Annotated in this window: 9 protein-coding genes; 4 read left to right on the forward strand and 5 right to left on the reverse strand. The window is 41.8% G+C overall.

What is annotated here, in order from left to right; all coding sequences use genetic code 11:
* Positions 1 to 257: 257 nt before the first annotated feature.
* The 3 genes from petJ to V7K56_RS15425 all read right to left on the reverse strand — a co-directional run bounded on the left by petJ (position 258) and on the right by V7K56_RS15425 (position 2,786).
* A complete protein-coding gene (gene petJ / locus V7K56_RS15415) occupies positions 258 to 593 on the reverse strand; it encodes a cytochrome c6 PetJ (RefSeq protein WP_334911764.1) in 336 nt (111 codons plus the stop codon).
* 362 nt (positions 594 to 955) lie between these two features.
* On the reverse strand, positions 956 to 1,450 hold the full coding sequence (locus V7K56_RS15420) for a GNAT family N-acetyltransferase (RefSeq protein ID WP_334911765.1): 495 nt from the start codon (positions 1,448 to 1,450) through the stop codon (positions 956 to 958).
* Between the two features lie 163 nt (positions 1,451 to 1,613).
* A complete protein-coding gene (locus V7K56_RS15425) occupies positions 1,614 to 2,786 on the reverse strand; it encodes an RpoD/SigA family RNA polymerase sigma factor (RefSeq protein WP_334911757.1) in 1,173 nt (390 codons plus the stop codon).
* Between the two features lie 805 nt (positions 2,787 to 3,591).
* Here V7K56_RS15425 and priA point away from each other — a divergent pair.
* Together priA and V7K56_RS15435 are read left to right on the forward strand one after the other, a co-directional pair.
* Complete coding sequence (gene priA / locus V7K56_RS15430; RefSeq protein ID WP_334911758.1) at positions 3,592 to 6,129, forward strand: primosomal protein N'; 2,538 nt, start codon at positions 3,592 to 3,594, stop codon at positions 6,127 to 6,129.
* A gap of 884 nt (positions 6,130 to 7,013) precedes the next feature.
* Positions 7,014 to 9,212 carry an Ig-like domain-containing protein gene (locus V7K56_RS15435; RefSeq protein WP_334911759.1) on the forward strand — a complete coding sequence of 733 codons (2,199 nt, stop codon included), beginning with the start codon at positions 7,014 to 7,016 and terminating at the stop codon, positions 9,210 to 9,212.
* Between the two features lie 355 nt (positions 9,213 to 9,567).
* Here V7K56_RS15435 and V7K56_RS15440 read toward each other — a convergent pair whose 3' ends face one another.
* Entirely contained in the window at positions 9,568 to 11,085 is a 1,518-nt protein-coding gene (locus V7K56_RS15440) for an ATP-binding protein (protein WP_334911760.1), read from the reverse strand.
* A gap of 2 nt (positions 11,086 to 11,087) precedes the next feature.
* A complete protein-coding gene (locus V7K56_RS15445; RefSeq protein ID WP_334911761.1) occupies positions 11,088 to 11,765 on the reverse strand; it encodes a response regulator transcription factor in 678 nt (225 codons plus the stop codon).
* A gap of 148 nt (positions 11,766 to 11,913) precedes the next feature.
* Here V7K56_RS15445 and V7K56_RS15450 point away from each other — a divergent pair, with 148 nt between their 5' ends.
* Positions 11,914 to 12,183 carry a hypothetical protein gene (locus tag V7K56_RS15450; protein WP_334911762.1) on the forward strand — a complete coding sequence of 90 codons (270 nt, stop codon included), beginning with the start codon at positions 11,914 to 11,916 and terminating at the stop codon, positions 12,181 to 12,183.
* Between the two features lie 75 nt (positions 12,184 to 12,258).
* The gene (locus V7K56_RS15455) at positions 12,259 to 12,816 is read left to right on the forward strand and encodes a dioxygenase family protein (RefSeq protein WP_334911763.1); all 558 of its coding nucleotides are present in this window, start codon (positions 12,259 to 12,261) and stop codon (positions 12,814 to 12,816) included.
* Positions 12,817 to 12,842 lie beyond the last annotated feature (26 nt).

Below are 12,842 nucleotides of genomic sequence, written 5' to 3' on the forward strand. Positions count from 1 at the left end.
TTTGATTATTTACTTTTGAGATTTCAGCAATATTCTTGTTTTACTGTTATATTTTGCGCTCTTTATTTATCTTTTACGGGTTTATCCGGTTAGGTACAAGATGTGAGTTGACTCAAACAATTTCGCCGCATCGCCACCCGATACGAAAAGCTTGGTGTAAATTATACAGCAATGTTAACAATGATAATTGCGGCAACTCTAAAATTAGCGGGGCTTTTTGTCCCGCTAATTGTTAATTTTTGAAGTTAGATTTTAATCTACTTCCATTCCTTATTTGCTTGTGAAAGCACATAAGTTGCTACATCTTCAATTTGTTCAGGCTTCAAACGTTTGCCGAAGGCAGGCATGGCATTTTTACCGTTTGTAACCTGGGAAATAATCGCCTCCGCTGAGTACATATCATACTTTTCTAAAGCGTCCTTTTTCAGGCTTTTGTCAGCTTGAACCAGATTCTTTCCTCCCATGTGACAAGAGGCACAATTGGCACTAAATACCTTAGCTCCACTAGCAGCATCTGCTGCCAAAGCTGGAAGACTGAAGGCAAAGATGAAGATTGCTATGCCTAACAGCATGACTGTAATCATTTTTTTCATTTCGTGTTCTCTCTGCAATAACGGCTTATTCGAGGCAATATTCTTCATAATTGTGAGTTGAGTCGCTGTCATAGTCAAATGACAAGGTGTCAAACTTTGTTTTATTAAATAAAGTTTTTTAATTTTGAATTTTGGCGATTTTATATTTAGGTTTGTTAGCACAAAACGAGATGTAACGAGAATGTACTACTCTCCAAAATACTCTAGTTTGCTTATTTGCAATAATCTGCATTTATGCCGAGATAAAAATACAAACTTATATAATTTGGAATATGTTATCAAGAAAATCATTAAAATTTAAGGATGAAATATTAAAGATGAAAATTGTCCTGATTCATCCTTTATAATTCATCCTTTGTTTTTTATTTAACAGATCCTAATTGAGTAAGCACATCTTCTGTGACGCGACAAATTCGCCAATCATCTAATATAGATGCTCCCATCCTACGGTGGAATGCTTGGGCTGACTCATTCCAATCTAAGACACTCCACTCTAATCGTCCACAATCACGTTCTACAGCTATCTGAGCTACTTTAGTCAACAGAGCTTTACCAATACCTTGCCTGCGATATTTTGGTAAAACAAATAAATCTTCCAGATAAATTCCTGGCTTAGTTAGAAATGTTGAATAATTATGAAAAAATAGCGCATAACCGACAGCTTGACCCGCAGATTCTGCTAATATTGCCTCTACATACCTGCGAGAACCAAATAAATGCTCCTGAAGTGCTAGAGCATTACCAGCGATCGCGTGAGATAATTTTTCATATTCTGCAAGTCCCTCAATTAATTTAAACAGTACGCTGCAATCGGCTGGTTCAGCAAAACGCACAATCAAATTGCTACCCGAAGTCATTAGTCTATAGTCCATAGTTTATAGTCCATAGTCTATAGGCAACTGGGCAATTTATTTTGAGTATTGACTAAACAAGAACCGAAAAAAGCTACAAAACGCCCGATTTTTGCGAATTGCAAAGCTAATTAAGTTAGGGATTGCATCTCTATCTTGAGCAATGTAATTAAATCAACCAACCTTTTAAGCGTTTGGCTATGTGAGGACGGCGCAATTTCCGCATGGCTTTGCTTTGAATTTGACGTACTCGCTCGCGAGAAAGATTAAACATATTGCCAACCTCTTCTAAGGTGCACGGTTCGCTACTTGTCAAACCATAACGCAGAGAAATCACATCTTTCTCTCGTGGAGTTAATACGTCACCCAAGACTTCCCAAATCTCCTGACGCATCATGTTTTCATTCATTTTTGCTTCTGGAGACAAGTTATCTTCATCTTCTAGCAAATCCATCAATTCCGTGTCTTCTTCTTTACCGACGCGGTGGTTGAGAGAAAGTGCTTGTCGCCGTAGCTGTTGTAGCTGACGTAGTTGTTGCACACTAATCTCCAAATATTCTGCCATTTCACCTTCAGTTGGATTACGAGAAAGTTTTTGTTTGAGTTCCCGTTGGGCTTTTTTTAGCTTGTTAAGCTTTTCGACAATATGAATTGGTAGTCGAATTGTCCGCGCATCATTAGCTATAGCTCTGGTAATTGCTTGTCTAATCCACCAATAGGCGTAAGTAGAAAACTTATATCCTTTATCGGGATCGAATTTTTCTGTAGCGCGATTTAAACCCATTGCTCCTTCTTGAATTAAATCCAGAAAAGGCACTCCCCGATTTAAATATCGTTTAGCAATAGATACTACCAATCTCAAGTTCGAGCGAATCATTTTGCGTTTCGCGACTCTCCCTTGATACAAGCGATTTTCTAGTTGCTTTTCTGTCAATTCTAGCTCGGAAGCCACTTCTAGTTTGCTGGGTTCATATTTCAGTTTTAACTCTAAAGCCGCTTGTATTTCTCTGACTTCCTCTAGAAACCTGACTCGCCGCGCTAACTCTACTTCTTCATCAGCTTTTAAGAGTGGATAACGCGCCATTTCCTTAAAAAATGCGCCGACAGCATCATCATGTTCGGTTTTGTTGTAGCCCGAAGGACGAGCCGCCGCCATGTCATCTCCATCGCGTTCGTCTGATTCCAGATTTTCTACTATAATTGGAGATTCTTCTTCTGCCATTGCATTTAAACTATCGAGTAATGGTTCTTCGATATCAGCAGTATTCTCCAATATTCCCATTTTTCCCAATTCAACAATATTCATATTTTCCTTTAGGGATTGTTGCTTTGTTTGGTACATAATTTATTTACACCTACTCGTTTGAGGCTTGGTAGTTTTCCCTAATGGACGATGCACCCGTAAAGAATTGCGAAATATAGGCTGATGCTAATTTGTCTACAGAAATAAAAATCGGCATCTACCTAAGTACCTATAGGTTACAGTTATATACAACCTATAATGAAACTGACCTTAGCACCCAATAAAGCTTTTTCTTAGATTCCCAACAGATATATTCTTCATTTTTTTCTGAATTATCAAATATGTCAAACCCCCTCCAGCTTTCTCAACTTTAACAAATATAAAAATTCCAGCTACTCATCCAAACTTATTAAACTTTCATATATTTTTCTAAATATTTATAATGTTTTAGGCGCTGGAGTTCGCTGTATAAAAGGAAGACCTACTAATAAATTTACGCGTTCCCGATTTGATTTCAAGTTACCTACATGATACAAGTTATAAGAGAGGCAGCTTAATTTTGGGATATTCTTACTTTGTATAAAAGCATCTCATATACAGAAAGAGTTGAATATCTATCGATAGGCGGAAAAAGGCTACTCCATATTTAGTAGATAGAGCAACTGTTGCAGCAATAGCCGACATGCTTTTATTTGTATAGTGGGCACCAAATATTTATTGCATATATAGTTAATACGAATTTGTCTAGTAGATTACATAAGAGGAAAATTATCAAGTATTATGAAGAAGAACAGTATTGATAAATACCATTTAAATTTAAGAAAGCAAAAAACTAAAGTTTAGTTAGCTATGTTGATTTTGACCAGCTATGTGAAGAAAATATTTAATTATAACGTCAGCAAGTATGTATATTAATGACATCAATTTATCTCCTTTAGTAGTGAGTGAACCGAGTGAATCATATCAGTCAGGTAAAACTCTTAATCGGTGGGTTGAAGTATTGGTAGATTGTCCAGGAAGTACAGGACTATTTACTTATCGATTGCCAGCCCAGTTAGAAATAAAACCAGGGGATATTTTGAGCGTGCCATTTGGGGCGCAACAATTAGGAGCGATCGCTATTCGATTACTGGCACAACCAAATATCGATTTACCACCAGAAAAAATCCGGGAAGTAGAAGATATAGTCAGCGTTGGATTTTTCCCAAGTGCTTATTGGGAATTACTCAACCGAGTTGCTGCATATTACTATACGCCCCTAATTCAAGTAATCCGGGTTGCTCTGCCACCAGGGTTACTGGGGCGATCGCAGCGTCGTATCCGTCTGGTTGAAGGTAGGGGGGCAGGGGGGAATAGTTATTTACTGGCATCTGCCGATCCTTTAGCTTTTCTGACTCCGACTGCGCGACAAGTTTGGGAACTTTTGCAAGGACAGGCGGCGAGAGATTACAGTTTTGTTTACCTTCAACAAAAAGTCAAATCTGCTTATCGGGGAATTCGGGAGTTATTGCGATTTGGTTTAGTAGAAAGCTACTTAGAACCGCCGCGACTGACTCGACCAAAGTTGCAAAAAGCAGTCACGCTCACAGGTACAATCGATGATGACTTAACTACTCGCCAACGAGAGATTTTAGAAGTGCTGCGGCGGCATGGTGGAGAGTTGTGGCAAAATGAATTACTGCAAATTTGCAATGCTAGTTCCTCTATTCTCAAGACGTTGGCACAAAAAGGTTACATCGTTGTTGAAGAACGAGAAGTATTGCGAACTGAACAAGGGCCAGCATTAGTAGGTGATGGCGCTAAATCTTTAACTACTGATCAAGCTAGCGCTTTAGAGACAATCCAGACATTAGATGAATTTGCTCAAATTTTATTGCATGGGGTAACAGGTTCAGGAAAAACTGAAGTATATTTGCAAGCGATCACACCTCTCCTCAATCAAGGTAAATCCGCCCTTGTCTTAGTCCCAGAAATTGGACTTACACCCCAGCTAACTGATCGTTTTCGCGCCCGTTTTGGTAATAAAGTCAGCGTTTATCACAGTGCCCTCTCAGATGGTGAACGTTACGATACTTGGCGACAAATGCTCACGGGAGAACCTCAAGTTGTCATTGGTACTCGCAGCGCCGTTTTCGCCCCTTTACCCAACTTGGGTTTAATTATTTTAGATGAAGAACACGATAGCAGCTTTAAACAAGATTCCCCTATACCCACCTACCACGCCCGCACCGTTGCCCAATGGCGAGCCGAATTAGAAAATTGCCCCTTAGTATTGGGTTCTGCTACGCCTTCGTTGGAAACTTGGGTAAGCGTGGGGAGGCAGGAGGCAGGAGGCAGGGGGCAGGGGGCAGGAGGCAGGAGTTATTACTTAAGTTTGCCTGAACGCATCAACTCCCGCCCTTTACCGCCAGTGGAAATCGTCGATATGCGGCAAGAGTTGCAACAGGGAAATCGTTCTATATTTAGTAGATCGCTGCAAGCAGCTTTGCAAGAGTTGCAAGAAAGAAAACAACAAGGAATTTTATTTATCCATCGTCGGGGACACAGTACTTTTGTTTCTTGCCGCAGTTGTGGATATGTGTTGGAATGTCCGCACTGTGATGTGTCGCTGGCGTATCACCACACCGAAGAAAAAGCGCCGGAATTATTGCGCTGTCATTACTGTAACTATGCGCGATCACACCCCAAATTTTGCCCTGATTGTAGTTCCCCTTACCTGAAATTTTTCGGTAGCGGTACTCAACGAGTCACGCAAGAACTAGCACGACAATTCCGGGACTTAAAATATATTCGTTTTGATAGCGATACCACCCGCAACAAAGGTTCACATCGTACCCTACTCACACAGTTTGCCAACGGCGAAGCAGATTTATTAGTCGGTACGCAAATGCTCACCAAAGGTTTGGATTTACCACAGGTGACACTTGTGGGGGTTGTCGCCGCCGATGGATTGCTAAATTTATCAGATTATCGCGCCAGCGAACGAGCATTTCAAACCTTGACGCAAGTCGCTGGACGTGCCGGTAGAGGTGAAGATCCGGGTAGAGTGATTGTGCAGACTTATACTACAGAGCATCAGGTAATTACAGCAGTGCGATCACACGATTATCAGTCTTTCTCTCAAGCGGAATTAGAACAACGCCAAGCACTCAATTATCCTCCTTATGGGCGGTTAATTTTGTTGCGCTTAAGTAGTCTTGACCCCATTCAAGTCCAAAATACGGCGCAAGTTATTGCTATAGCCTTGAGTACAGAAGAATTCGAGATATTAGGCCCAGCACCAGCGAGTATTTTACGAGTAGCTAATCGTTATCGCTGGCAGATATTAATTAAATTTGCCCCTGATGCCTTACCACAATTACCAGATTGGGAAGAAGTGCGATCGCTTTGTCCTTCGTCTGTAAGTTTAACTATTGATGTAGACCCGATTAATATTATGTAATCGTAAACTAATAATCTACTACCCAGTAGTGCACTCATAAATAAACCTGATTTGTTTGATAATTGAGTTAACCTATATATAATCTGCCCTCAGATAGATGAGTAAATCAAAATATCATCTTATTACTAAAGTTAAAGCATACATATTGAAAAACTTTTTCATGATTTGTTGCCAAAGTTATATCATGTTAGGGTGATTACTTATTAATAAAATCTATCAATGTAGGTTGGGTTTAACAATAGTGAAACCTAACATAAACAAAAATAAAATGTTGGGTTTTGTTCTGTAAACCCCACCTGCTTAGTTGTCGGGAAATCCCATACGCTCGCAGGCTCGCTAACACTACACTATTGCTAAGGGAGAAAACTGCGTTGGCTCCCCAAAGTACAGATATTATAAATACAGTATTTTGCAATTATATGAGGTACACCTCTCACCAACCCTCCCCGATGCTTTGGGGAAGGTGCGCGATAATGTAAGTGGGGTGTTTTTGTACCTCAGAAAGTTGAAATCTGCTGTATTCAAACGAACCTGAGATTAATTGCATATAACAGCATAGAAAAAATGAACTCTGTCAGCAGCAATTAAAAGTTTCCAGTGATAATTTTGAAGATTTATTGCTTTTTACGTAATCATACTGTGGCAAGTTGAGGAATTAGAAAGTTCCTTTATAATTCTCTTAAAAAGAAGTTCAGGAATGATGTATAAAAAGTATTTACTAAATACTTTTTATACAGTTTGGAGAAATGTGTTCCCTAAGACTTGCGGTCATTACGTTCGTTTATAGCTAGTGAAGGATTGCCAAGAATAATCATTGCAGATACTTGGCCAATGTTAATGGATTACTCACGTACCAACTACGAACACAACAGCAAGACATAGTTATGATTTACAAGATCAAACCCAAAATACTAGTATTAGCAATTGTTCAAGGGATTGCTTTTCAACCAAATAACGCTCCTGTACCATCTGGGTATATTAAAGATATCGGTCAAGCCTACAATGATACTAGAGGCTTTGGTTGGGTGCGTGAAGATAGCTTAGGCAATACTACACCCACTCCCCTTGATATCGAACTCAATACACGCGATCGCCACCAAAGTGGCATCGATCAACGACTAAATAGACTGATTCATCTGCAATATCCTGCTAACGTTTTGGGAACAGCAGTCAAAATACCTGCTGCTTGGGAATATGCCCTATCTAATGGTTCCTACAATGTGACTGTTAGCGTCGGTGATGCTAGTAATACTGTAAATAGTAAACACCAGATTAATATAGAAGGGATGGCTGCTATTTCTGGCTTTGTACCAACAGCAACCAAAAAGTTTGCCGCAATTACCCGGATTGTTCATGTTGCCGATGGCAAGCTCACAATTGATGCTAAAGGTGGTAAGAATACCAAGCTTAACTATATTGCGATCGCACCAGGTAATCGTCCTTCAGTGAGAACGACCAATCCCAATGATGGTCAGACAAACGTGTCGCCAGATATCTCGATTACAGCAGACCTAAATCTCCCTAACAGTGGGATTGCGGTTAATACCATTTCTGCCTCAACTATCAAGTTGATTGATTGCAGCACTAATACACAAGTCAATGCTAATTACAACACTTCCGGTGGCGGAGATGTGATTGTAGTGTCTCCGATAAATCGTCTTAAGAACAATACCAAATATTTATTACAAATCACCGACGGGGTTAAAGATAGCACTGGTATTGCATTCTTACCCTATAGCATCAGTTTCACAACAGGCACTTTTGTAAAACCAGTAAGCAATATTACTTTCGAGCAAGTCTCACTAGCGAATGTACCTGTCAAACCTTACACCACAGTATTGATTGGGCCTGACAATAAACTCTATGCTGCCACCTTACTAGGTGAGATTTTGCGTTTCCCAATCAATGCTGATGGCACTCTCGGTACGCCACAAACGATTACCTCATTGCAGACTGCAAATGGTGGTAATCGAACGATCATTGGTATGCACTTTGATCCTTCATCAACAAATGCTAACCACCTAATTCTCTGGGTAACAAATAACTATTACTGGAATGCAACTGTTGATGCACCAGAGTGGAGTGGTAAAATTACTCGTTTAAGCGGTAGCAATCTAGAAACAGTAAAAGACTATGTGGTTGATTTACCACGCTCCAGTCGGGATCATCTAACCAATAGCATTGCGTTTAAGCCTAATGAGCCAAACGTGCTGTATGTGTTGCAGGGTAGTAATAGTAGTACGGGCGCACCAAACACTGTCTGGAGTAATCGTCCTGAGCAGTTGTTAACTGCTGCTGTATTACGAGTTGACCTGTCCAAAATCACCTCACCTCCTTTAAGCGTTAAGACGGAGGATGGAGGTACTTATAACCCCTTTAATCCGGGAGCGCCTGTAACTATCTTTGCTAGCGGTATACGTAATGGCTACGATCTAGTTTGGCATAGCAATGGTCAGTTGTATGTGCCAACGAATGGTTCAGCAGCTGGTGGCAATACGCCAAATACACCTATCCCTCTACCTCTTGCCTGTCAAAACCGTATTGATAAAGCTACTAATGGGGCATATACTAGTCCATCTGTGCCTGCTCTTAACAGTCTAGGCACAGAGCGAGACTTTCTGTTTCGCGTTGTTAAAAATGGTTATTACGGTCATCCCAATCCGAAGCGTTGTGAGTGGGTGTTGAATGGAGGAAATCCTACAGCGGGTACAGATCCAGTTCAGATAAAGGAATATCCCATTGGTACTCTACCTGACCGAAATTGGAAGGGTATTGCCTTCGATTTCGGAGAGCATATTTCACCTAATGGCATCATTGAATATCGTAGTCATGTTTTAGGTGGTCAGCTGCAAGGCAAACTGCTAGTGACACGCTTCAGTTCAGGGAAAGACATCATTGTACTAACACCAGGTGGCGCAAACTTGGATATTGTAAATTCCCAAACGGGTATTACTGGCTTCACTGGTTTCAACCCAAGTCCATTGGATTTGATTGAGAATCCCACGAATGGAAATCTCTACGTGGCGCAACTTAGTCAAGAGACGGGCATGGGCAAAATTACACTTCTGCGTCCACTAAAATAATTAGGACTTACGCAAAAATCGCCAAAAAGCTTAATTTATCGAACCGCCAAGACTTCCAAGAACGCCAAGAATCGTAGAGTGTGCGTAAGTCCTAATAATATAGCCGTAGTCACATAGGTTAGGACATAATGACAAGCGTGAATGCTAGGAATAATAGTTCTACCTCCTGCCTCCTGCCTCCTGCCTCCTGCTATATCAGTATCAAACGATCGCTCAATTATCTAAATACCAATTCAAAAAATGTCTACAACAGATAACCTAACCCACGCTGACGCGCACCCTCCCCAATGCTTTGGGAAGGGTTGGGGAGAGGTATTATCTATGTCTATGTGTTGCATTCTTTTTTTAATTGGTGTTACTTCATCGGTAAGGTAAGGGTGAACGCTGTTTGACCAGAAGGTGTTAAGTCAAGAGTAAGGTCGCCACGATGTGCCCTGGCAATTTCTCGGGCTAGGCTCAGTCCTAGTCCGATTCCTTCGACCTTGCGGTTACGTGAGGGATCGCCGCGATAAAATCGGTCAAAAATGCGATCGCGTTCGCCCAGTGGAATATCTTTTGATGCATTGACAATAGTAACGTGAAGAGTTGTTGAAGTTTGATGAGTGCGAATTTGTATCCAACCGTTGGTGAGATTATATTTGATTGCATTACTAAACAGGTTTTGCAAAACTTGAATTAAAAGATCGCGATCGCCTTTTACCCGCAACCCATCAATAAAGTCAGTTTGCACTGTCAACTGGGGAGCTAGCATTTCCACATCTTCTAGCATCTCTATCAGCAACTCAGATATATCCACTTCAACCAGATGCAAGCTCATTTTTCCGGCATCTGCCAGAGATAGTAACAAGAGTTTCCGCATAATTCCACTCAGGCGGCGCACCTCATCTAACAAGTTGCTTAAGCGCTGTTGTACTTCACTACCGGGATCGACCTGTTGGAGTGTTCGTTCTAGTTCGCCTTGTAAAATAGTTAGTGGGGTTTTCAGTTCATGAGCCGCGTCACCACTAAAGCGGGAAGCTTGGGTAAAACTACGTTCCAAGCGTGACAGCATCAGGTTAAACACCTCAATCAGTTCGATAAATTCAACATCAGTTGTCCCAATGGGAATCCGCTGATCTAGCCCTTTGACAGTTACCTGTTGAATTACGCCCGTTAATTGCCGGATAGGACGCAAAGCACCACCAGAAACCAACCATGCTCCCAGCGCAACCAGCAGCAGTGCTCCCGGAATCGAAACCAGAAAGATATTGCGAATGGTAGCCATTTCTTGATCTACGGCTTGCAAGCTAACAGCAATGGCAATCTGAGCATTGGGAAATTTAGCTACCCCAATCCGCCAGACTGCTGTTGCTGTCTGCTCTGTAATAAATTGAGGCGGGCGTGGACGAATTAGCGGTGGGCGCTGAATCGATGAATTTGTATTAGAGGGTAAAGGTGGTGGTTCTCTCTTCGGGGGCGGTGGTAGAGGTGTCAACTCAAGACGCTTAAGCAACAGACGATTCACCTCAAGTTCGGCAAGTAGGGAGTTTGATTGATAAAGGATGTTATTGTTTGCGTCCAGCACCACCAGGGCGACGGGAGTTTTTGTATTGGTTCCGAAAGCATAAGATAAGGAATCTTCGTAAAACTGCCATCGCGAGCGATGTCTACGACGGGCTACGCCTACGCCTGAGTTTTCTCTTCTGGGAGATTCCTCTGGTGGAGGGAAGTTCGGAGTTGCCCGCATCAAATGATTTAATAGTTCTGCATCCAGGCGGCTAATCTTAGCATTGTAAATCTGAAACCAAGAAACCGCGCCAAATCCGACTAATGTGCTGCCAGCTAGAGCCGCAGACAACAGAGCAATGCGGAGTCGAAACGAAGAGAGTTTCATGATCAAGAATCTGGCTTGCGAAATCGATATCCAACTCCTCGAATGCTTTCAATCCAGACTGCTTCATCAAGAGGGTCAAGCTTTTTACGAATTCGCTGGATACAAACATCCACAACGTTGGTGTTGGGATTAAATTCGTAGCCCCAAACGTGTTCCAGGATTTGGGTACGAGTGAAAACCCGTCCGGGAGAACGCATGAGATATTCCAGAAGATTAAACTCGCGGCTGGTGAGTTCTATCGCTTGGCGATTGCAAGTGACTTCCCTGGTGATCCGATCAAGTTTGATCGACCCAACACAAAGCAGATTTTGGCGATCGCTCACACTCCGGCGCACAACCGCATGAATTCTAGCCGCTAACTCTTCTACAAAAAACGGTTTAGCGATATAGTCATCCGCTCCCAAATTTAGCCCTTGCAAGCGATCTTCTAGTTCATTCCGAGCCGTCAACAAAATCACCGGAGCATTCCGACCTTGCCGCCGTAATAATTTTAGAATCGATAGTCCATCTTTTCCCGGCATCATAATGTCGAGTATAATCGCATCATATTCGTTGTCTAACGCCCGCAGATATCCGTCATCACCGTTATCGCAGTAGTCTACAACAAATCCCTGCTCCTTGAGTCCAGCCCGGACAAAGTTAGCAATTTTCGCTTCGTCTTCAACAAACAGAACGTTCACAAGTTTTTATTAATTCATATATTCTTCTATTCTAAATTCATTATTTTTATTCAAATTACAAAACTGTAATTTAGAAAATAAGCAAGCTGTAATTTTGAGGTGGCTCAATTAGAAATATGAACACCTTAGCTTTTGAAGGTTGATTTTTATGAATATTCGTCGAGTCTTAGCCGTAGCAGCGATTCCTTTTTTGATTGGTACATTTGGTTTTGTTGCACCCAATCAGGCAAATGCCGCTAATCCATCTCATCGGAACGCCGAGATTTCACAACAGCCCAACAAACGGCAAATATCTGATGAAAAACCACAAATCAGACATTCTAAACCCCGTCCACATCAGAAAAAGCGTTCTCCCCAACGTCCCCAACCTCATAATCAGAGCGAAGGTAAAAATCGGGTAGAACACAATAATCGTTAATTGAAGCGCCCTTGTATTTCGCCTTACCAAACTACTGCGATCGCAATTAATTAAAAAGCAAGGTGGACTGCGATCATGAACAACATAAATCGCCAATTAAATCTGATTTTCAGTCGAAGAGATGTACTTGCTCTATTTAGGGCAGCCGGAACGACAATACTTGTGGTTGGATGCATACCAAGAAAGTCTAGTTTAGCCGTCCCAAGTTCATCTGCGAGTAATTCTGCTACGTTGCCTGCCTGTGTCGTCAGTTCAGAACAGACCGAAGGCCCTTATTTTGTGGATGAGAAGCTCAACCGCTCCGATATCCGTTCCAATCCGGCGGATGGTTCGGTAAAAGACGGTGTGCCACTCCATCTGACACTGCAAGTTTCTCAAATTGGCACTACTGGCTGTACACCACTTGCAGATGCGATCATAGATGTTTGGCACTGTGACGCACTGGGTATCTATTCGGATGTGACAGACCGAAGTTTTAGTACCGTCGGCCAAAAGTTCTTGCGCGGCTATCAAGTAAGCAATGCGAATGGAACTGTCCAGTTCACAACCATTTACCCTGGTTGGTCAGGACTTACGCAACTGTCACAAGCGACGGTGCGGCTGTGCCGCACCGAGTGCCAAACAACTAGATAATAAACATAGGAACATTCGGACGTTTT

Source organism: Nostoc sp., assembly GCF_036917535.1.
GTDB lineage: Bacteria > Cyanobacteriota > Cyanobacteriia > Cyanobacteriales > Nostocaceae > Nostoc.

What these genes read in the sequence shown, in the direction of transcription:
- petJ (WP_334911764.1), bottom strand. Translation starts at nt 593, where the DNA reads ATGAAAAAAATGATTACAGTCATGCTGTTAGGCATAGCAATCTTCATC.
- V7K56_RS15420 (WP_334911765.1), bottom strand. Translation starts at nt 1,450, where the DNA reads ATGACTTCGGGTAGCAATTTGATTGTGCGTTTTGCTGAACCAGCCGAT.
- V7K56_RS15425 (WP_334911757.1), bottom strand. Translation starts at nt 2,786, where the DNA reads ATGTACCAAACAAAGCAACAATCCCTAAAGGAAAATATGAATATTGTT.
- priA (WP_334911758.1), top strand. Translation starts at nt 3,592, where the DNA reads ATGTATATTAATGACATCAATTTATCTCCTTTAGTAGTGAGTGAACCG.
- V7K56_RS15435 (WP_334911759.1), top strand. Translation starts at nt 7,014, where the DNA reads ATGATTTACAAGATCAAACCCAAAATACTAGTATTAGCAATTGTTCAA.
- V7K56_RS15440 (WP_334911760.1), bottom strand. Translation starts at nt 11,085, where the DNA reads ATGAAACTCTCTTCGTTTCGACTCCGCATTGCTCTGTTGTCTGCGGCT.
- V7K56_RS15450 (WP_334911762.1), top strand. Translation starts at nt 11,914, where the DNA reads ATGAATATTCGTCGAGTCTTAGCCGTAGCAGCGATTCCTTTTTTGATT.
- V7K56_RS15455 (WP_334911763.1), top strand. Translation starts at nt 12,259, where the DNA reads ATGAACAACATAAATCGCCAATTAAATCTGATTTTCAGTCGAAGAGAT.